Source organism: Sphingobium phenoxybenzoativorans (genome assembly GCF_001757355.1).
Classification (GTDB): Bacteria; Pseudomonadota; Alphaproteobacteria; order Sphingomonadales; family Sphingomonadaceae; genus Sphingobium; species Sphingobium phenoxybenzoativorans.
Map to the genome: position 1 here is coordinate 31510 of NZ_MINO01000017.1, position 20112 is coordinate 51621.

The window sequence follows — 20112 nt, forward strand, 5'->3', positions numbered from 1 at the left end:
ATCGAGGAGCTGGTTCTGCTGGGACTGTGATTGGTTTCTGGCCGATCCGGCGCAGCCAGTTAGGCGGTCTTCGAGGGGAGCCAAGCATCGCGCGGCGGGGATAGCCCGCAGGGCTTTCCCCTGGAGGCAAGCGCAGCGCGCAGCGCCGCAGGCGCGAAAGCATCGACATCGGGCGCAGCAAAATGAAAGGCGCGTCGCCCGAAAGGACGACGCGCCAGGTGGTCAGCGCGCGATCAGCTCGTCGCCGGCGAGACCATCGCCTCAAGCTGCTCAATGACGCCCGGTTCGGCAAAGACACAAGGCTGGTTGGCCTCGATCGGCACGTTGAACACCTTGGCGAACACATGACGCTTCAGGTGCGCCAAGCGGCCCGTGCGATATGCGTGCTCGGGCTTCAGGCTGCCACCCGGCGAGCCGCTGCGCTGCGGGTCGCATTCGACCAGCGCGACGAATCCATCGTCGGCCAGCTTCTGGTGTTCGGCGCACAGGCCCCAGCCCGTCGTCGTGTGGCGCTCCATGCTCGCGCGAAGGCGCTTGTCCAGCAGGATGGCGCCGGTATCGAAGGCCAGGCCGCAGACTAGGCAGACGTGTTGTTCCATTGAAACGTGTGATTTGTCGTTCATGACGATCTCCGGTTGCTCGGGCGGAATTGCCCGGAACCGTCGCCAGCACGGCGCAGCGCAAGCAGTCAGGGGTCGCAGACGGCCGCCAGGAAGCAAACGCGCAAAGCGCGCGCAGCCCTTGACGGCGAGAACGCCGTGATACGGTGAAGGGGATAGCAAGACCGTCTCACACCACTAAGCCACCAGCACAAAGGCACGGCTTGCGCACAGCTTCAGGTGAGCAACCAGTAGCTTTCTCCAGACTCCGCCAATCACCAGGCCTTCCTCGCTCCAGTCGAACTGGAAGGCTTCGCCCAGTGCGAACTTGAGCGGCACGAAGGCGCGGCTCGGCGCATTCGCCCCCACCCCAAGGCGCCAGTCCCGGATGAAGTCGGTGAGTACCGTATAGCCACCGGTGTAACCCAAGCCCCTGAGCTCAGCCAGCAGTGCCTTGGCGCTGCGACGGTCCCGCTTGGGCCTTCGCGCGTCCGCTTCAAGGGCTTGGATCAAGGTAGCCTGGTACGGCCCCAGCTTGCCCGGCGTGGATTCCCGCCGGTAAGCCGCCGAGGCCCCTTCCGGAGCTCTCAACCACTTCTTGACCGTGTTGCGCGACAAGCCCGTGCGCCGCGAAATCTCCGAACGGGACAGTCCGTCCCGGTAATACATCCGTCTGACCTTGCCCAGCATTTCCATGGTGATCACCTCGCTTCCTCTGCCTCAAAAAGAGGCAGGGAGGTTAAACACCCTGGTCAAATTTCAACCGGAATTCACCCCGATTGATGGTCAGTTTTCGGCCGGCAACAACACGCTTTGGGGTTAAAGGTGTGCTGGGCAGGAAGTACGCGGAAATGGGATCGCCGACGCAGCTTCCCGCTTTCAAAGGAGGGGCTGACCCATGTCACCATCTGGCGCTCTGCGCCTGGAGACACCAAGGGCCACAGCTTGCGCGCATGTTCCCGGCTGCGAACGTCGCGCGCGGCAATCGTGGTCTGGAAAATCCCTTTTCGAGAGAAGACAACGATCGCCTCGTCCATCCCTGTCTCTCCCTTACGGCGATACGGCCGCTAATTTCGTGGTGCCATCCAGCTTGCGGTGAATCAGCGATACCAGCGTCAGGATGTCCAGTGCGTCCTGTTCGGACATGGGCCAATTCGTCTTGGGCGCATGGGCCAGCGGATTGCGCACGGCGCCCAATAAGCCGATCAGCAGGTTGGAAAAGCCTTTCTGCTCGCTCTTTTCGGACTCGGTGGTGAGCGGTCCCAAGGCGAGAACGGGTTGCTGGCCTGCGAATGCCTTGTTCACCAAGTCCGCGCCGTCGCCGTTCAGGCCCGACAGCAGGCGAATCCGCTCCGCAACACCTTTCATTGCCTCGAACACGGCATGGAAGTAGTTTTCGTCCAGCAACTCGGCGCGGCAGTAGTTCAGCACTTCCGCGTGGACGACGCGGCTTTCTAGTGCGGCCTTGAGTCGCCCCGCGCGGGCACGCGCAGCATCGAGCGTCGTGGCCTTGTCGGCGTGCCCGACCTTGCCGTCTTCGCGTACGTAGAAGCCGGAGAAGGCAAGGACGACATTGAGTTCATCGCGCCGCCATGCAAACGTCGCAGGATCGCGAGCGTAGTTCACCGGGTTCATCGCGCGATTGATGAACATGATGAGATGGTTGCCAACCTGGTGCTGGTTCTGTGCGCCGGCCAGCGCATTGAACAACCGCTTCCACTTGGTCATGCCGGGCGACGTGTCGGCAATCTCGATTTCTTGCAGCAGACGTTCGATCTGCGTGCCGCTCAGGCCGCGCGCCCGGTATCGGCGAGCACGCGGCACGCGGCTTCAAGATGCTGTGAGCTGAAAGGGTCAATTCGCGTCGCCAATGCCTGTTTCCCTCATCAGGCCATCAGATGATGGCCTGCAGGCCCTTGTCGGCGATTACGTTGAGCAGCTTGAGCGCCGGCCCCGTAGGATGGGTTTCGCCTTGCTCCCACTTGCGCACGGTCGAGGCCGACGTGTGCAAATGAAGAGCAAACACCGGCTGGCTGAACTTCAAGTTTTCACGCAGCCGTTTGATGTCGAAAGCACTGAACTCCCGCACCGGCGGCGGGCAGATCGTGTCGAACTCGCGCATCGTTACCTTGCTGATCGCTCCCGCTTCGTGGAGCGCGGCCAGGTCGCCACGCAGGGATTCAATGATCTTGCTCACAATGCACCTCCAATAACACGCCTGACTGCAACGCCTTCGACAAGGCCTCGGCAGACAGTTCCAAGAACACCTTGCCGGCGAATTGCAGCGCCTTCTTCTCGTCCTGCGTGATGTTCGCCTTGTCGCTCTTGGGAAACCCATGCAGGAACACGTAGCGGCTGCCGATCCGGGCCGACAGCAGCGTGCGGTAGCCGCCGCTCTTGCCGCCGCCGGAGCGGGCAACCCGCTTCTTGTAGAGGAAGCCGCCCAAGTCCGCGTCAATCAGACCGCTTTCCATCTCCTGAACTGCCTTGCACAAGGCGGCATCTCGCAGCTTTTCGCCCGCCTGCCACCGTGCAAAGTCCTTTCGCTTGAGGATGCGCGTCATCTTGACCTCCAAACTATACCCGAAACGGGCATACTTTTCCAGTCCCCAGCGCGATGCACGGGCGGGGAGGGTTGCCGAGCCGATTGGCGTGACGGAGACACGGCAATCAGGGCCGACATGCCGGGGCACTGGTCGCCGATCATGCGGTTACCTCTTTGGGCTCTTGCCGCGTGCCGACGACCGACTTGCGCCGGCTGGCCACCAACTCGGCTGCCTTACGCACCGGGTCATCCTCGGTGTGGACGTAGCGCATGAACATCGCCACGGTCTTGTGCGCGGTCAGCGCCATGCCGACCTTGACGGGGATGCCGGAATTGGCAATGTCGGTTGCCGAGCGATGACGGATACCGTGGGTGCCCACCTTTGGCACGCCGGCACGCTCAAGGATGCGCCGCCATGCCGAGTAGTAGGCATGGGGGCTAAGTGCCTTGTCGTGATCCTGGATGGATGGGCAGACATAGGGCGAATTACCGTAGCGAGGCGCGTTCGTCAGCAGCCGGCGGGCTTCCTCGCTCATCGGCTTGGACATATCGCCCGTCTTGCTGTCCGGCCAGACAACCCGGCCATTGGGCAAGTCGAGCCAGTCCCACTGCAACAGCAGGATCTCTGACATGCGCGCCGCGAACTCGAATTGCAGCCGGACGGCCAACAAATAGATCGGGTGTTCCAGCCCCTCGGCCTCGGCCTTGTCCAGATAGGCGAACAGGCTGACCATCTGCTCGTCGGTGATGAGGCGGGTCGAGCCTTTCTCCGGGTACTTGGGTACATGGCGGCAAGGATTGGAACCGTCGGGCCGGTAGCCCCACAGTTCGGCCAGGTTGAGCATCTTGCGAACGAGCGACAGCACGCGGTTGGCCTGCGTGGGTGACTTCTCCATGCGCTTCATCAGCGCAGTGATGTCGTGGCGGGTAACCTCGTGGACCTTCTTGGTTCCGAAGGCTGGGATGACGAAGTTATCGATCTGGTACTGGTAGCCGGCCTGCGTACTTGGTTTGTTGTGCAGCTTGGAGTGGTCTTCCATGAACCGGCTGCACAGTTCCTTGACCGTCGGCGCCTTCCGGGCCTCGGCCTTGTCGTGACCGGGGTCGCCGCCGCGCCGGATTTCGGCTAGCCAGTCCTGCGCCAGCGACCGCGCCTGCTCGACGGTCAATTCGCCGAACTGGCCCAGCGCCGGTTTGCGGCGCACGCCGGAGTTCGTGCGGTACTGAAGCATGAATACCTTGCGGCCACTTGGTGTAACCTTGCATAAGAAGCCCGGAACAATCGTGTCCCGGAGTTCAACGTCGCAGGTCTGTGCCTGAGCCGCGTCAACAACGCTTTTGGTCAGCTTGATCTTTGCCATTTGTCGCTCCTAGAGTCCCCCGATTCCAGGAGCCGGCTAGGAGCCAGGCGAAAGAGAACCGGGGCGGTTTGCATCCCGCACCGGCATATAATCCAAGACGTTGGCTTTACGGAAAACCTGCTATAGCAAGCTGCATCCAAGCCCAGCGTTACCCCGGTGCGGACTCCATGCTCTGGCTTAAAATCCGTCCGGCCATCGATCGGCTGGTCGATGACTGGCAGGCGAAGCACGACAACGCAAAGGTTCGTCTCATCATTGCCCACTCGCATGGCCATGGCGATCATCATGCCGGGGACGACGAATTCCGCGACCGGCCCGACACGGACATTGTGGGCCTGACGCCGAAGGACGTCGCGTCATATTTCCACATCAGCGATTGGCCGCGCGACATTGCCCGCTTCGACCTGGGCGGGCGCGTTCTCGACATCATCCCTACGCCCGGTCATGAGCCTGCGCACATCATGGTCTATGACGGCCGGACGCGATTGTTGTTTTCCGGCGACATGCTCTACCCGGGAAGGCTCTACGTGCCGACCGACAAGTTCGGCGAGTTCCGCGCCAGCGCCGACCGCCTTGCCGCCTTCGCCGCCAAGCATCCGGTCCGCGCATTGCTTGGCGCGCACATTGAAATGACGACCACGCCCGGACAGGATTATCCAATGGAGGCGGCAACGCACCCGCTGGAGCATCCGCTGCCGCTCAAGCCAGAGGCGATCACCATTCTCCAGCATATGGCCGCCAAGGCCGGTCCGGCCCCGGTGATCGACCGGGCAGCCGACTTCATCGTCTATCCGGTTCCTCCCAGACCTGCCCCCTGAAGGCAACCCAGCCGCTCTCCAGGCGGATCGACCCATCCGGTCGATAGGATCGCCAGATCGTCGAGTTAAGCAAGGCTCTCTGCAGGCCATCTCGCATTCCCCTTGATCCTCCGCCGGAGGACCGCGTCGAGCGACCATTGGCCGCCACCCAGGGCGACGAGCGGCAGCATCAGTCCCGCCCAGCTCAGATGCGTCGGCCATGCGTCGGGATAGACGAATAGCTGGATGGTCAGCGTCATGGCCAACAACGCCGAGGCCGCACCCCGCGTACAGAGCCCAAGCACGAGCAGGATCGGGAAGATGTGCTCGGAATAGGTTGCTGCGTGCGCCGCAATTTCCGGCGGGATGAGCGGAAGGGCATATTCGGTACGAAACAGATCGTAGGTGCCCGGCGTGATGGTCAACACGCCTTCCACCTTCGTCCGCCCGGACAGAAAAAACACTGCCGCAATACCGAGCCGGTCGACGAGCAGTAGAAAGCTGGTTGGCAGGATGAAGCGGGCCGCGCTGCTCCCGCGGTCATAGAGATCGATAAATGATTGCATGATGTCATCCTTTTCGGACGGATGGCGTCGCACCCGTACAGCGAGCGGGCCGTACGGGCGCGCGCCACGGTCAAACCTTTGGCGTCAGCGATCCCGGCCCCTTGGGCGTCTTGATCTGCGTGCAGGTTCCTGCCTTGACGAGCTTCCACGCATCGCCCTGATAATCGGTTCTGGAGGTGCCTGCGCAGCTCGTTCCGGCGCCCGCCTTGCAATCGTTTTTGCCGGCAAGGGAAACACCGTAGCATTTCTCCATCTTGGCGGTGTCGGCCGCGTGCGAAACGGTAGCGTTGCCAGCGAAGGCCAGCGCGAGAGAGGCGGCGATGGCCGCATGTGTGGATGTCATTCCTATTCTCCAATTGAAAGGCGCGCCCTTCGCGCGGCGGCCGGTAAATGGTCCGCCGCGCGGTGACCGATGGGGGCTATGCGGTCACGATGGCCTTTTCGAAGCGCAAGGCGGCGCGGTTACAGAAAAGAATTTTCGCATCCTCGCCGGCCAGGCTGTAACCTCGGCCCCGCCTCGACCGAATGGATGACGGGAGCGCGCATGAAAGCCGGTGAGGATCAGTTGAAGCAATGGATGATCGGCGGCCTTAGTGGCGACGCCGCCGCCCACGCGTCGCTGCTTCGCGCAATCGTTCCGCTGCTGCGCGTCTTCTATCAGCGGCGTTGCGGCTCCCAGGCGGAATTTGTCGAGGACCTTGTGCAGGAAGTGCTTATCGCCGTTCATACCCGAAGGGCCACCTATGATGTGAGCCGCCCTTTTTCAGGATGGCTGTTCGCCATCGCCCGTTACAAGATGATCGACCATTTCCGCAGAAACGGCCGCACAGTCGCAATGGACGATATAGAGGATGTGGCCCTGGCGGACGATTTCGAGGCATCGAGCATCGCCCGCCTGGATGTGAACCACTTGCTCGATACGCTACCCGCGAAGCAAGCGCATGCGATCCGCGCAACCCATATCGACGGCCTTAGCGTCGCTGAGGCGGCGGACCGGGCCGGCATTGGCCAGTCCGATATCAAAGTATCAGTTCATCGCGGGATCAAGGCGCTGGCGGCGCGCATCCGGGGAGATGCGTAATGAATACTGAAGCGCTTATCGAAAGCCTGACGCAGAATGTCCCCCCCGTCCGCCGCAACGCCGTTGGCTGGCGTCTGGCGGTTGGCCTTATCGGGGGCGGGATGGTGACGATCATTGTCATCGCCCTGATGCTGGGGCTTCGCTCCGACCTCGATCTTGCAATGCGGGGTTTCAATTTCTGGATGAAATGGACCTACACCATTTCGCTCGGCACGATCGCCATATGGGCGACCGCACGGCTGGCGCGGCCTGATGGCGCACGTCCCCCGTCCCTGTGGCTTGTCGTGTTGCCATTGGCCGCGCTGGCGGGATTTGGCGCTGTCGAGTTGGCGCGTACGCCGTCCGCCGATTGGCTGGCGATGTGGCTGGGCCATAGCTGGAGGATATGTTCGCTGATGGTGCTTCTGCTGTCGGCGCCGATCTTCATCGGCTTTCTCTGGTCTTTCCGCAGGCTTGCGCCCACACGGTTGCGGGCGGCAGGCGGCACCGCCGGGCTGGCTGCGGGTGCGTGGGCGGCAACGCTCTATTGCCTCCATTGCCCCGAAGTCTCCGCGATATTTGTCCTGACATGGTATACGCTGGGCATAGTGCTGGCGGCCGGCGTCGGCGCGCTTCTGGGACCGCGCGTTTTGCGCTGGTAGGAAAATTTGCCGGACCGCGTAACCGCTGCCAGCCAAACTCCGAAATCCCAGTGCCATACATCAGGCATCCACAGGAGAATGACTATGAACAGCATCGCATCCGGCGCAGGTTACGCGGCCTCGGCCGCCCTTGTCGCCATCGCCGCCAGCGCGGCCGTCGCCCCGGCCTTTGCCGCCGATGGGGCCAAGGAAGTCCATTGCTACGGCATCAATAGCTGCAAGGGCACATCGGACTGCAAAACGGCCAAGAACGAGTGCAAAGGCCAGAATGAATGCAAAACCCAGGGCTTCAAGATTCTGACCACGAAAGCCTGCGCAGCCGCAGGCGGCACCCTTACCGAACCCAAGTGACGCGACGGGATCCGGCCGCCCTCTGGCCGGATCCCGACCTTCGGGGAACGATCCATGACCAAGCCCGAAATTTTCCGCTATGGCCTCGGCCTGCGCAAGCCGCATTATCAGGATTTTCTGGAGCGGCGGGTGCCCGTCGATTTTGTCGAGGTCATCTCTGAAAACTTCATGATCGATGGCGGCCGTCCGCTCGACATCCTGCGGCGCGTGCGCGATCGTTATCCCGTTGCCCTGCATGGCGTATCAATGTCGGTGGGATCGGCCGATGGTCTGGACCGCCGCTATCTGGCGCGGCTTAGACAGCTCGTCGATGAAATAGATCCCATCTTCGTTTCGGATCATCTGTGCTGGACGCGAATAGACGGTTTCCAGTCGCACGACCTGTTGCCTCTGCCATACACGCAGGAGGCTCTTGATTGCGTTTGCGCCAATGTCGCGCAGGCGCAGGATATGCTGGGCCGCACCATGCTGATCGAAAACCCGTCAAGCTATATCGCCTTTGCAGATTCGGAGATGACCGAATGGCAATTCCTTGATGCGTTATGCGCGCGCACAGGGTGTGAATTGCTGCTGGACGTCAACAACATAGTCGTCAGTGCAGCCAACCACGGCTTCGACGCCATCGACTATCTGCATGGCATTCCCGCTGCCCATGTCCGCCAAATACATCTTGCAGGACATAGTCAGGGCGAAGATCTGCTGGTCGATACGCATGACAGGCCCGTGCCGGAATCCGTGTGGGCGCTCTATGCCTGCGCTCTCGATCGGCTGGGTCCGGTCGCGACGATGATCGAACGTGATGACGACATCCCGCCGCTGGAAACATTGTTGATGGAACTCGACATCGCCCGCGCGGTCCAGCCATCGCGGAGGGCGGCATGAGTTTGCTCGCCATGCAGCGCAATTTTCGCGATCGCCTGCAGCAGGAGTCCCCTGCCGTTACGGACAGCTTTGGCAGTTCGGCGGCGCCGGGTCTGAGGGTATATCAGAACACCTATCGCGCTCAATTGATCGACTGCCTTGCCTCCACCTGTGAGCAGCTTCGCGCCTGGATTGGCGATGAGGCGTTCTTCGCCGCTGCGGCGACGCATATCGACCGGTCTCCGCCGCATGCATGGACGCTTGACGCCTACCCGTCCAGCTTCCCTTCGACCTTGGCGGATATCCATAGCGACAGCCCCGAAATCGCCGAATTGGCTTGGCTGGAGGTCGCGCTGGCGGATGCCTTTGTCGGACCGGACCATGATCCACTGCCGCCAAGCGCGCTCGCGGACGTGATGTGGGAGGACGCGGTTCTTCTGCTCACGCCAAACATGCGATCGCGCAGCATGGGCACGAACGCCCCGGCCATATGGTCAGCGCTGGCCGCAGCGCAGGAGCCGCCAAACGCCATAACCCTGCCCACGCCGTCCCACGTCCTCGTCTGGCGGTCCGGCTTCACATCCTGCTTCCGTATTCTGGAAGCGGACGAAGCCGCAGCGATCGACGCCATGGCCGCGGGTCAAAGTTTCGGGACCGTCTGTAACGATCTGGTTGCCCAACATGGAGAGAAGCAAGGCGTACCGCGCGCAGGAGAAATGCTTGGGCGATGGGTGAAGGATGGCCTGATTATTGGCGTGAAAGACTCCAAGCCCGGAACGATTGGCTAGTTAGTTCGCCGGAATCATGTTCCCCCAAACCAACGGGAGCGCAATCGAACCAAACCCGCGCAATCGTTCATGCCCCGCCTTTACCGCCCCGTCACCGGATGGTTTCGGCATTGTCGACCGTGATCGTCGTGCCGGTGATGTGGCGCGATTCTTCCGAGGCCAGGAACAGGACCAGATTTGCCACATCTTCTGGCTTCCCCATGCCGAGGGCGCGGTTCTGTTCAAGGCCGGGATCGTTTTCATCCAGTTCAGAGACTGCCTGCGCCGTCATCGGCGTCTCTATTCCGCCTGGCGCGATCGTATTGCACCGGATCTGATAGCGTTTCTCCTGACAATGCACGGCTATGCTGCGGGTCATGGCGATGATGCCGCCCTTGGCTCCGGCATAGGCGGGAATGGCGCTGATCCCCTTGATCCCGCCAATCGAGGCCATGTTGATGATCGAACCGCCACCGCCCTTGGTCATGAACGGAATTGCGGCCTTGCAACCCAGGAACGTGCCGTCCAGCATCACATCGACTTGCAGCTTGTAATCCGCGTAAGACATATCCTCGACAGAGCCGAAGCGCACAATTCCGGCATTGTTGACCAATATGTCCAGGCGGCCGAATGCCTTGATCGTCTCCGCTATCACTTCGGCCCAACGGCTTTCGCTGCGCACGTCATGGTTGAGATAGATCGCGCCGGGAATTTCCGCCGCGACCTTCGCGCCCAATTCATCCTGTACGTCCGTGATGACGACCTTTGCGCCCTCACGCGCCAGGACCCTGGCGTCCTCCGCGCCCAGTCCAGACGCGCCGCCGGTAATGACGGCAACCTTACCTTCAATGCGTCCCACGCTTCATTATCCTCTTTATGATTTTCGTTGGCGGGGGCGGGTCAGCGCCGCCCCTCCAGATAATCGTTGATAACCTCGTGGAAACGGCGCACTCGCGCCTCCTGCCCTGCGAGATAGCAGTCCCCAAAGGCCATGGAGCGAAGGCCGCGCTGTTGCGTTTCGGCGAGCGACAGGTCCTGCGTCAGGAAGTCGCCCTGCGCGATCGTTGCCTGATAATCGTCGAAACTGCCCAGTTCCTGACTGGCTTCCCGATAGGGACGCATGCCGTACAGGGTGGCGACCTCTTGCGCGCCCTTCACATGGGGCACCAGATACCAATAATCGAATGTCGACCAGTTCGGATCGTCTGCATCGGGTTCCGTGCGGAATACGTGCAATCCTTCGGGTGTCGCAGTCAGGGTGAGGTTTGGGAAACAGGTGTGATGCATCTGGTCCGTCAGCTCATCCTCGGTCAGTTGCTCGAAATATTCAAAGCCCCGCGCCGGCCCCAAGGCGCGACGCGCACGCTGCAGCGCCAGCCGTCCCTCCTGGGCGCGGCCTTCATAGTCTGCCGGATCAATATCCCATTCCTGCAAAAGCGACGCCCAGAGCGGCTTGACCTGCTGCGCATCGGGATAGCGGCTCGAAGGCTGCAGCTTCTCGATCATCCGGTTGTGCCCGTTGGGGTACATCTCGAATATCGTCGTCGAATAATGGTCGTCGATCATGGGCATGAACTGGGGGTGCACGACCGGGATATGATAGGCTTCATTGAAATTGTCGGAGGCGAATTTCCAATTGGTATTGACCCGCAATGTGCGCCAGACGACCCGCGTATAGTTTTCCAGGTCCCGGCCCTGAAAAAGCGTGGGAATAGGATCGAGAAAATCGAGCAGCGGTCCTGCATCGGGATCGAACGACCAGAAGATAAACCCGCCCCATGTTTCGCAGCGGAGCTCCTTTAGGCGAAGCTTTCCGCACGGGTCGCCCTGCGCAAAATCTTCCGGGTCCTGCACCCAGTCCAGCCGGCCGTCGATATTCCATTTCCACCCATGATAGGGGCAACTGAATGCGCCGCTGACAGCGCCGTCGCTCACGTTCACCAGCCGGTTCCCGCGGTGCATGCAGACGTTGAAGAATGCGCGGATGCTATCATCCTGCTGTTTCACGATCAGCACCGATTCATGGCGGAAATTGTGGACGATGAAATCGCCGGCTTCCTCCAGTTGCGAAACGCGGCCGCCGACATGCCAGACGCGTTTCCACAAATGCTCCCATTCGCGATCCGCGAAATCCTTTGACCAGTAGCGGTCGCCGGTAATCGCGTCGCCGCGCGGAGCGGGCTGCGCCGCATCGGGATGCGTGGGATAGGTCGGGCGGGTATTGGCTGTCGTGGCCATCAGGGGCCTCCTTGCAGAAGGGAAAAGCTAGCCGTGGATTTCGGCAAGCGATCCGGGCAGCGGCATCATCGCAAACATCGAATATCGGGTGCACAGCCACCCAGAGCCGGTCTTCACCGCATCGAACGTATATTGCACGTTAACCTCAACAGTGTTCCCGTCCTTGGCCCGGCCAAGGCCCACCACATAGGCCGTCATCGCCCCGCTTGCGCCGTCATAGCGGATGGGCCGGAAGTTGCTGATATAGTGGGAATGATGGCTCATATCCGCGAACACGCGATCAAAGAACGCCTTGATCTCGCCATGCCCATGCATCAGCGGCAGGCCGATCGCCGTAAAGTCGAGCACCGCGTCCGGGGTGAATAGAGACAACAGGCCAGCAACATCGTCCAGCTTGTCGACCGCATAACAATAAGCGGTCATCAGGTCCTGCAGACCTATCCGGTCTTCGAGCGGGATAGCGATCATGGCGGAACTTCTCCTCCGGTAAACGTAAGAACAAATGGAAAAAGGCCCGGCCGGAGGGTGTTCCTCCGGCCGGAACCAGTCACCAATGCACCTTAAAATCGACGCCGAACTCGCGGGGATTGCCGAGCGACGCCAAAGTGCCGATTCCGGTCAGGTTGAGTTTCTGACCATAATATTTTTCATTGAACAGGTTGCGGGACCACAGAACCACCGACCAGGCTTCGCCGTCGGGCGCCCAGCCGAGAGTGGCGTTGACCAAGTTGATCGGCGCGACCAATTCCTCCGGCTTGCCCGTGAAGGCCGTATATTTGCTGCTGGTGTAGCTATACTGGCCGGTCGCCGTGACATATCCGCCGCCCACTGGTTGCCGGATTGAAAAGCCGACGGTGGCATTCCACTTCGGCGCATTCATCAACCGGTTGCCGGCGAAACTGACCGGCACCGTGTTGCCCGTGCCGTCCAGAACGAACGTATCATAGGTGGTGTAATAGGCATCGAGATAGGCGAGCGACCCGGTCAATGTGATGCCTTCAACCGGCAGGGCGGTAATTTCCAGCTCAGCGCCCTTGGTCTTGGCGCCACCAGCATTGCGGATCGCGGCGCTGTTGGCACCGCTGGGGTAAGTCAGGTTCTGCGTGACCTGCATATTATTGTAATTATTATAGAATGCCGCCAGGTTCAGGCGCAGGTGCCGGTCCAGCAGATCGGACTTTATGCCCAGTTCAAAGGTGTCGAGATGTTCGGGGTTGAACGGCCCGATATCCTCTGCAACGGCGATGCGGCCGGTAAAGCCGCCTGATTTGAAGCCGCGGGCATAATAGCCATAAAGCAGCGTGCCCGATGTGGCCTGCCAGTCGACACCGACCTTGTAACCCACATTATTCCAGGCCTTGCTGCCATTGGCCACGATCAGAGAACCGGGGATCAACGGGTCATCAAAGGAGGAATAGCCGCCCGGTACCGTGGTAAAGGTATTCGCCGTGGTCGACGTGGCGGTCGTTTTTTCGTGGCTGTAACGCAGACCTGCCTGCAGGCGCAGCGTATCGGTCAGATCGGCATAGAATTGTGCAAAGCCCGAAATCGACCAGTTCTTCTGATGCTGGGTTTGCGGCTGCCCCAGGCCAAGAGCGAAGCCGTCAAGCTTGCCTTCCTGCTGCAGGTCATAGGCTTGCTTGAAATAGAAGCCCCCCAGGATCATCCTGATCCGGTCGGTCAGGTCGGCATGCAGGCGCAATTCCTGAGAAAATTGATGCTGTTTCGACGTGCGATGGGTTTGCAGCAATATGGCGGATACGCCGTCATCGTCGCTGTAGAGATCATTCTTATATTCGCGATAGCTGGTGATCGAAACCACGTCGCCGATGCCGGTTTTCAGATTTTGCGTGAGCGTCCCGTTATAGCTGTCCCGGTTATTGAAATTGGGCTGGTCGAGGCTCTGCCCACGCCTGAAATTGATGCCCTGATCGGTTTCGCCGGGCGTGTAAAACAGCTCGCCCGGTCCCGCGATCATCACCCCGGTCTGGGAGTCGTTGCGGCTCCGGTCATATCCGGCGATCAACGTCGCGTCATAATCGCCCACGGAATATTTCAGATATCCCCGCAACGACGTCATATCGCGCTTGCCCAAACGGCGATTATCCTGGGTATCGCGAAAGAACCCGTCCGAACCCGTGTGCAGAACGCTGACTTTACCCGCAAGATTTTCAGTGATCGGGAAATTCATCGCGGCGTTAATATCCAGGCGATTATAGTTGCCGTAGACAATCTGCGCCTCTCCACCGAATTTCCCGGTCGGTTGCTTCGTGATCACATTGACGACACCGCCCGTGGTGTTCGCGCCAAACAACGTCCCCTGCGGTCCGCGCAATATTTCCACGCGCTCGATATCGAAAAGGGAAAGCAGGGCCGCGGTATTGACGCCGACGGGCACCCCATCCACCACCACCGATACGGTCGTGCCAACATAGGGGTCGGCGTCGTTCACACCCACGCCCCGGATCGTGAAAACGGCGGAATCGGGGGAGTTGGAAAAGCTGTTGATCTGCACATTCGGTATGGCGTTCGCCAACGCCTGAATGTTGGTGACCTGCGTACGCGCGAGCGTGTCGCCACTAATGGCTGTGACCGCAATCGGCACCGTCTGCAGGTTTTGCGCACTTTTTTGCGCCGTAACGACGATATCCTCAATCTGTCCGGCGCCAGTGACAGCGTCGGCTTCGGCAGTTTGCGCAATCGCCTGCGGTATGCCGATCAGAAAGAGCGGCACGCTGCACGACAATATCGTGCGAAGGGTCCTGAATTTCCCCAACATCCTTTTTCTCCCAATTTTATATCGGCAAGCCGATTTTGCCGGCGCGATGACCGGTCGATTCAATGGCAACGGCGCACCGTTTCCATCTGGAACACGCCTTTGGCCTGTCCATATTTAGTGCAATCGCACCATTTTTGGGAAAGAGCTAGCTACCTAATGTGCTAGGTGCGCGCAGCAGGCGCTCGACGCCGCCGACCAGGAAAGTCTCAAGTTCATCATACATCCGCTCGACGGCTTCGCCGGTGCGCAATTCACCGCGACGGGCGAGAACGGAATCAATATTGACGTAGAGTGAAAGAAGGTTGGCCTCTATCAGATGATAGGCATCCAGCACCCTGGCCTCCGGCACGTCGGGGAACAGACGCCCGATCGCCGCCGCAACGCGATTGTTGAGGGGGTGAAAGACCCGGCTGTGCCGCCGCACATATTCAGGTTGATTGAAGTTCATCGTAGAAAGGCCAAGGACCCGGAGATAACGGTGGCGGCCGATATCATCCTCGCTCAGCCAGGCGCGTGAAATGGCCATCACCGCGCGCATGATGACACGCAATGTCACATCACCCGCCGCTTCCAACCGTTCAAGTTCCTCGACGGAGCGGCCATAGACGATCATCACTTCCTCGATCCTGCGATCAAGAACACCGACGAACACCTCTTCCTTTGAGGGGAAATAATATTGGAGTTGGCCCATCTGCACGCCGGCCTCATCCATAATCTGCCGCAGAGAAACACCGTCATAGCCGCGCGCAGCGAACTGACGCTCGGCAGCGTCGAGAATGGTTGTGCGGGTCCGCTCACCTTTCGACGTCAGCCGCTTGAGTGACGACGGAACGCCATCCGCAATTTTGTGCTTCGTTTTCATCAAACTCATCATGAACGGCCAACCAGCCCGACCCGGATGTCTATGATCTCCGCACCGTCAACGCAAATCGCTGTCTCCGCAGATGCGCTGAGGGGTTAACGGCCGCCGCCAGATACGGGTCGGGCCGACATCGTTGCTGATCGCGAACCGTTAAACCACCTGTCAGGGGCTGAATATCAAAACCAGAAAGACGAAGAACAAGGAGAGATGGACCGCGCCCTCCAGCATGGTCGTCCGCGTACCCGAAAATGTGAGGGTGTTGAGGATCAACGTCACGACCAGCAACACCATGTTGGCAGCCGACAGGCCAAGAATGACCGGCTGCCCCGTTAGCAAGCCTATGATCAGGACGGCTGGCACCGTTAGCCCAAGCGTGGAGGTCGCTGCGCCCAGGCACAGGTTGATCGCGCGTGTCAGTTGATTGGCCGCGACAGCTTTTAGGGCGGATATGCCCTCCGGCGTAAACACGATCATCGCAATGATGATACCGCCTAGCGCGGCGGGCGCGCCAAGCGCCGCAATGCCATGATCCAGAAGCTTGGCGAGGCTTTTGGACAATATGATGATCGGCAAGATATTGGCAAAGAGCAGGATGACGTGGGTCCTTGTCGACCCGCCTTCTGGGTGGGTGTGCGGCAAGGGCAAACCTATTTCGCCATCGGCTCCGTCATCTGTGGCAGTGAAGAAGCCCTGGTGCCTGCCAGTCTGCAACCACAGGAAAATGCCGTAGAGTCCTACCGTGAAAAGCGAGAAGAAGCCTGCCTGAACCGGGGACAGCGTTCCCGTCCCGGTAGAAGTGGTGAAATTGGGCAGGACCAGCGCAATCACCGTCAGCGGGATGATCACTGACAGATAGGCGCTGGCACCCTGCAGATTATAGCTTTGCTGGTGAAAACGCAGACCGCCGAGCAACAGGCCGAGGCCCACTACGCCATTCAGAACAATCATAAGCACGGCGAACATAGTGTCCCGGCCCAATGTCGGCACACCCTTGGTTCCGAGCATGACGGCGGCGATCAGCGCAACCTCTATAATCACGATGGACAGTGTGAGGACCAGCGTACCGAAGGGTTCACCGAGGCGTTCCGCCACTTCTTCGGCTTCGTGGACCACGCCAAAGGCTGCCCAAAGGACGACGCCCAGCAACCAGACGAACAGCGATACCGCCACCAGCGGATGGGGATTTGCAACCATGCCCGGACCGGCGATCAGGAAGATCGCAACCGTCGCCCAGGCGGCAATCAGACGAAAATGAGACAGGTTCATAGGACGGCATTAGCGCGAGGCAGCGCGTTTGTCGCCTTATGCTTCTTTCTACATCGGAGCTATAAGGTAGAAATCATAAGAAATATACAGACATATCAATTAGATAATCAGGGCTAGGCTGATGCTTCCTCCTCACGAAGCAGCAGGGTGAGTTGTTCGATTTCGGACGGCTCCAATATCCAGGTCCGGGTCTTGCGGCCCTCACGAAATGTCGGTTGCGTCAGAAGGACGCGAGCTTCGGCGCGGGCGGTCGATTTCATCATGGCGAAATGCCGCACACATTCGCGCAAGGTGGAAATGAGCGGCGCCTTCCCATCCAGATCAATCAGGGTCGCCGTCTGATCCCATATGACAGTCTTCATTTCTTGCTCCCTTCGCCATGCCGCGCCTGGACGACTTTGATTGGTGCGGCAAGCCCGATAAACAGCGGCTAATTTCAGCCCTCGCCCGCTTTGTCCACCATATCCATGAAGGTCCGAGCAGCGTCGCGTTCCTCGTCGCTTTTGAAGGCGACATCCAAGTCTGGCGCAGCGTCAAGCTTATATAACAAAGTCCACAACGCGAAGCGGCGGGCGGGGTCCTTTTCCAACCCAAAGTCCACCCTGGCGCGGTCCAGACCCGCCTCAAGGGCGGCAACCGGCAATGCCATAAGGTCTGCGCTGCCAAAATAACGGCGCAACTGGTCATCCAAATCCATGAATGAAACTATGGTCGCCGATGCTATTACAGGCAAGTCCAGCGTCAGGCCGATAACCTCCAGCCTGACAATGACCTGGCGGAATAGCGCAAGACATGCGGCTTCCCGGCGACCCGATATCTTCCTCAGGTTGACGAATACCTCTGACGCCCCACCGATCGGAGAGGAGGTCGCGTGTTCGGTCCGTTAGGAAACGCTCAGATGTTCTCGTCGAACCAGCCCGTTTCCCCACCGATCGGCATGCCAGGAGGAATGACAGGTTCTGGACGGCTTCCCTTGCTGATTTCCTGCGCCAATGCGGACTCATTGTTGAGGAGGGCGGCAATGCCATGCTGCCATGCCACATCTTCACTTTTACCCTTGGCGCGGGAAAATTGGTCAGCAATGCGGCGCAGGCGTTCGTCGAGAATGATAGCGACGTCGACAGAGGTTGCAGGCGACCGTCTGGCCTTGGCGATCGATAGAATAGTGCGCTGCGCGATCCGCCGTTCGACCGCTGTGCTATGCCGGTCGATTACGCCGCTCTGCAGCCGGTCGAACAGTTCGCCCAGACCAAGCTGTGCGGGGTCACGCGCATATTGAGCATATACACGGCTGAGACGGGAAGGCGCGAGAAGGCTCTCCAGCGTAAGCTGCGCCGCCACATCCGCTGCAACCAGAGGGTCGAACACCGACGCGCCCGCATTGGCAAATACCTCAGTATCGAATTGCGGATCAGACCGGCCATTCACGCCGGACGATAGCGCCAGTGTCAGATCCGGTCCCACCGTCAAAACATCTGCAGACAGGGTGCCGATCAGCGCGTCGAGCGCCGCACGCTGGTCGGCCGCAGCTACAGTTGTCGGCGATGGCGTGCCATCTCCGACAACGGCATAATGATAGTTGACGCCGCCCACGACCTTCCCGATAGCCGCCACAGCATAGCGATGGAACAGCCAGACCGGCACGAATTTGCGGCGCAGGTCCGACAAAGGCTCACCCGCCTTCAGAACATTGGGTCCGAAATTGGCGATCGCGATCTTTCGCACCTGAAGAATGTGAGCCAGATCGGCGGGCTGGTCTGCGCCTTCGGTCCACATATTCACCCCTGGCACCGCCAAGTCTGATGCGCGGCCATCGATATCGGTCATGTAACGGGCGCCGGATGCCGCAATCTTCGCTGCCTTGCGCGCTGCATCCTCGTCCGGATCAACGCCGGGCATAGGCTGACCATAAAGCCAATCGACCGTGAATTTGTCCCATGCGCCAATGCCGACTGCATAGGCATCTCCAAGGTCCAGCTTGCCATCGACAATTTTCACCAAGGGCGCAGGATAGTCCATTACCGACGCCCGGTCGTCCAGGCTTGCGGCAAAGTTATGGGAAAAGCCTATCGCATGACCCACCTCATGCGCGCCAAGCTGCCTTATCCGCGCAAGCGCGATCCGCACTGCATCGTTGGGGCCATTGCTGTCATTCTGCGCAGTGCCCGCCAGCGCTTCATATATGAGGATATCCTGCCGTAGCCGCAGCGACCCCAATACCACATTGCCTTTGATGAACTCGCCAGTGCGCGGGTCGATTATGCCGCCGCCATAGGACCAACTGCGGGTTTGCCGGTTCGTCCAGTTGACGACATTGTAACGCACGTCCTGCGGATCGACGCCGGGCGGCAAAATCTTGACTTGGAAAGCATCTATATAGCCGGCTGCGTCGAAAGCCTGACTCCACCAACCAACGCCCTCGGCCAATGCAGTGCGGATCGGTTCCGGCGCAGCATTGTCGATATAGAAGATGATCGGCTTCCGCACACGAGAGCGGGGAGCAGCCGGGTCAAGTTTATCCAGGCGGAAATGATTGGCGAACTGAACCATCACGGGATCGCCAAGCTTGCTCGTGAAATCATAGGCCTGCGTAGCGTGCGCGCCGGAACGTATGTCAAACTTCCGGGGCCGGAAGCCCGGCGCTGGGAGACGGATGAGAGAATGGTGGACCGTGAAACTGACCCTGCGGCCGTCCGGCGCGATGGTGTCCACTTCCTCGCCAGGCGTGTCCGACACAAAGGTCTGGATAGCCTCCATTTCGATATTGTCGGGGAAAACCTTTACAGAAGCAGGATCCGCCGCGCTCAGGCTCTCCGCCAGCTTGAACCCCTTGCCATTGCTGTTCAACGCATCGGCAAGCTTCATCGTGTCGCTGGTCAAGAAAGGCGCGATGTCGATCGTCACCGCTCCACCGGCAGCCGTCGAAACGATATCGGCCATCGCCATGGTGCTGAACGGAAAACTGCCGGTGGCGCCCTTCTGGATGTCCGCGTCGCCGATCGCCCGGTAACGCGGATTTTCGTAAGTGATCGCCATTTTCTTGCCCAACCGCCGGAAGGCCAGGATCTGGGCATCGCCTTGCATCCCCCGATCGATACGGATGGGCGCAGAGCCAAGACCAGTCTTGATCGCTGCGGTGTAGAGAAAGCGGCCGGACACGCCCTGCGCGTCGGCCGGGGGCAATGTAAGCAGGACCCGTCCGTCGGCCACGTCAGCCTTGACCGGCAACAACACGCCATCACTTGAGGTCCGCACATCGACCGGTTCCGCCTGAGCTATGCCTGCGCCAAGGCTGGCAAAAGCGATTGCAGCCCAAGATGCCGCACAAAAAGCGCGTTGTGGAAAACCCATGCGTCCCCCCAATTTGGTTGAAATAGCGATCTCACCGATGGGGGATT

The 20112-nt window shown here is 60.1% G+C and carries 23 protein-coding genes and 1 pseudogene; 6 read left to right on the forward strand and 18 right to left on the reverse strand.

Annotation, left to right across the window (positions count from 1 at the left end; translation table 11 throughout):
* Nucleotides 1–233: 233 nt before the first annotated feature.
* The 7 genes and pseudogenes from BHQ40_RS10850 to BHQ40_RS10875 form a co-directional block, all read right to left on the reverse strand.
* Nucleotides 234–623, reverse strand: a complete 390-nt coding sequence (locus BHQ40_RS10850) for an ATPase (protein WP_070155773.1) — start codon at nucleotides 621–623, stop codon at nucleotides 234–236.
* 177 nt (nucleotides 624–800) lie between these two features.
* Nucleotides 801–1304, reverse strand: a pseudogene (locus BHQ40_RS10855) (IS21 family transposase); the annotation flags it as partial.
* Nucleotides 1305–1369: 65 nt separating this feature from the next.
* The gene (locus BHQ40_RS25050; protein ID WP_253183324.1) at nucleotides 1370–1636 is read right to left on the reverse strand and encodes a hypothetical protein; all 267 of its coding nucleotides are present in this window, start codon (nucleotides 1634–1636) and stop codon (nucleotides 1370–1372) included.
* A gap of 13 nt (nucleotides 1637–1649) precedes the next feature.
* A complete protein-coding gene (locus tag BHQ40_RS10860; protein ID WP_216094874.1) occupies nucleotides 1650–2423 on the reverse strand; it encodes a TIGR02391 family protein in 774 nt (257 codons plus the stop codon).
* 70 nt (nucleotides 2424–2493) lie between these two features.
* Nucleotides 2494–2796: a helix-turn-helix domain-containing protein gene (locus BHQ40_RS10865; protein WP_070155777.1), complete on the reverse strand. Its 303-nt coding sequence runs from the start codon at nucleotides 2794–2796 to the stop codon at nucleotides 2494–2496.
* Complete coding sequence (locus BHQ40_RS10870) at nucleotides 2780–3163, reverse strand: type II toxin-antitoxin system RelE/ParE family toxin (protein ID WP_070155857.1); 384 nt, start codon at nucleotides 3161–3163, stop codon at nucleotides 2780–2782. The genes BHQ40_RS10865 and BHQ40_RS10870 overlap by 17 nt, the downstream gene beginning before the upstream one ends.
* A 139-nt stretch (nucleotides 3164–3302) precedes the next feature.
* Nucleotides 3303–4505 (reverse strand): tyrosine-type recombinase/integrase, encoded by a 1203-nt coding sequence (locus tag BHQ40_RS10875; RefSeq protein ID WP_070155779.1) that lies wholly within the window; start codon nucleotides 4503–4505, stop codon nucleotides 3303–3305.
* Nucleotides 4506–4672: 167 nt separating this feature from the next.
* Here BHQ40_RS10875 and BHQ40_RS10880 point away from each other — a divergent pair, with 167 nt between their 5' ends.
* Nucleotides 4673–5323: an MBL fold metallo-hydrolase gene (locus tag BHQ40_RS10880; RefSeq protein WP_083276847.1), complete on the forward strand. Its 651-nt coding sequence runs from the start codon at nucleotides 4673–4675 to the stop codon at nucleotides 5321–5323.
* A 65-nt stretch (nucleotides 5324–5388) separates the two neighbouring features.
* Here BHQ40_RS10880 and BHQ40_RS10885 read toward each other — a convergent pair whose 3' ends face one another.
* Nucleotides 5389–5868, reverse strand: a complete 480-nt coding sequence (locus BHQ40_RS10885) for a DoxX family protein (protein ID WP_070155781.1) — start codon at nucleotides 5866–5868, stop codon at nucleotides 5389–5391.
* A gap of 70 nt (nucleotides 5869–5938) precedes the next feature.
* Entirely contained in the window at nucleotides 5939–6211 is a 273-nt protein-coding gene (locus BHQ40_RS10890) for a BufA1 family periplasmic bufferin-type metallophore (RefSeq protein ID WP_070155783.1), read from the reverse strand.
* Between the two features lie 201 nt (nucleotides 6212–6412).
* Between BHQ40_RS10890 and BHQ40_RS10895 the strand changes: the two genes are divergently transcribed.
* The 5 genes from BHQ40_RS10895 to BHQ40_RS10915 all read left to right on the forward strand — a co-directional run bounded on the left by BHQ40_RS10895 (nucleotide 6413) and on the right by BHQ40_RS10915 (nucleotide 9590).
* Nucleotides 6413–6949: a sigma-70 family RNA polymerase sigma factor gene (locus BHQ40_RS10895; RefSeq protein WP_070155788.1), complete on the forward strand. Its 537-nt coding sequence runs from the start codon at nucleotides 6413–6415 to the stop codon at nucleotides 6947–6949.
* A complete protein-coding gene (locus BHQ40_RS10900) occupies nucleotides 6949–7590 on the forward strand; it encodes a DUF1109 domain-containing protein (protein WP_070155790.1) in 642 nt (213 codons plus the stop codon). The genes BHQ40_RS10895 and BHQ40_RS10900 overlap by 1 nt, the downstream gene beginning before the upstream one ends.
* 84 nt (nucleotides 7591–7674) lie before the next feature.
* Complete coding sequence (gene bufA2 / locus BHQ40_RS10905; protein WP_070155792.1) at nucleotides 7675–7941, forward strand: BufA2 family periplasmic bufferin-type metallophore; 267 nt, start codon at nucleotides 7675–7677, stop codon at nucleotides 7939–7941.
* Nucleotides 7942–7995: 54 nt separating this feature from the next.
* Entirely contained in the window at nucleotides 7996–8823 is an 828-nt protein-coding gene (gene bufB / locus BHQ40_RS10910; protein ID WP_070155793.1) for an MNIO family bufferin maturase, read from the forward strand.
* Nucleotides 8820–9590, forward strand: a complete 771-nt coding sequence (locus tag BHQ40_RS10915; protein WP_070155795.1) for an HvfC/BufC N-terminal domain-containing protein — start codon at nucleotides 8820–8822, stop codon at nucleotides 9588–9590. The genes bufB and BHQ40_RS10915 overlap by 4 nt, the downstream gene beginning before the upstream one ends.
* A gap of 91 nt (nucleotides 9591–9681) precedes the next feature.
* On the opposite strand, the gene BHQ40_RS10920 is transcribed toward BHQ40_RS10915, so the two are convergent.
* From BHQ40_RS10920 to BHQ40_RS10960, 9 genes are all read right to left on the reverse strand, one after another.
* Nucleotides 9682–10428: an SDR family oxidoreductase gene (locus BHQ40_RS10920; RefSeq protein ID WP_070155797.1), complete on the reverse strand. Its 747-nt coding sequence runs from the start codon at nucleotides 10426–10428 to the stop codon at nucleotides 9682–9684.
* A 41-nt stretch (nucleotides 10429–10469) separates the two neighbouring features.
* The gene (locus tag BHQ40_RS10925) at nucleotides 10470–11807 is read right to left on the reverse strand and encodes an aromatic ring-hydroxylating oxygenase subunit alpha (RefSeq protein ID WP_070155799.1); all 1338 of its coding nucleotides are present in this window, start codon (nucleotides 11805–11807) and stop codon (nucleotides 10470–10472) included.
* Nucleotides 11808–11834: 27 nt separating this feature from the next.
* On the reverse strand, nucleotides 11835–12275 hold the full coding sequence (locus BHQ40_RS10930; RefSeq protein ID WP_070155801.1) for a nuclear transport factor 2 family protein: 441 nt from the start codon (nucleotides 12273–12275) through the stop codon (nucleotides 11835–11837).
* A gap of 79 nt (nucleotides 12276–12354) precedes the next feature.
* Entirely contained in the window at nucleotides 12355–14586 is a 2232-nt protein-coding gene (locus BHQ40_RS10935) for a TonB-dependent receptor (protein WP_083276848.1), read from the reverse strand.
* A gap of 145 nt (nucleotides 14587–14731) precedes the next feature.
* Entirely contained in the window at nucleotides 14732–15448 is a 717-nt protein-coding gene (locus BHQ40_RS10940) for a TetR/AcrR family transcriptional regulator (RefSeq protein WP_171905829.1), read from the reverse strand.
* A 162-nt stretch (nucleotides 15449–15610) separates the two neighbouring features.
* Nucleotides 15611–16714: a calcium:cation antiporter gene (locus BHQ40_RS10945; RefSeq protein ID WP_070155805.1), complete on the reverse strand. Its 1104-nt coding sequence runs from the start codon at nucleotides 16712–16714 to the stop codon at nucleotides 15611–15613.
* 113 nt (nucleotides 16715–16827) lie between these two features.
* On the reverse strand, nucleotides 16828–17076 hold the full coding sequence (locus BHQ40_RS10950; RefSeq protein ID WP_070155807.1) for a hypothetical protein: 249 nt from the start codon (nucleotides 17074–17076) through the stop codon (nucleotides 16828–16830).
* Between the two features lie 74 nt (nucleotides 17077–17150).
* A complete protein-coding gene (locus tag BHQ40_RS10955) occupies nucleotides 17151–17411 on the reverse strand; it encodes a hypothetical protein (RefSeq protein WP_070155809.1) in 261 nt (86 codons plus the stop codon).
* A gap of 197 nt (nucleotides 17412–17608) precedes the next feature.
* Nucleotides 17609–20065, reverse strand: a complete 2457-nt coding sequence (locus BHQ40_RS10960) for a zinc-dependent metalloprotease (protein ID WP_070155814.1) — start codon at nucleotides 20063–20065, stop codon at nucleotides 17609–17611.
* Between the last annotated feature and the right edge of the window lie 47 nt (nucleotides 20066–20112).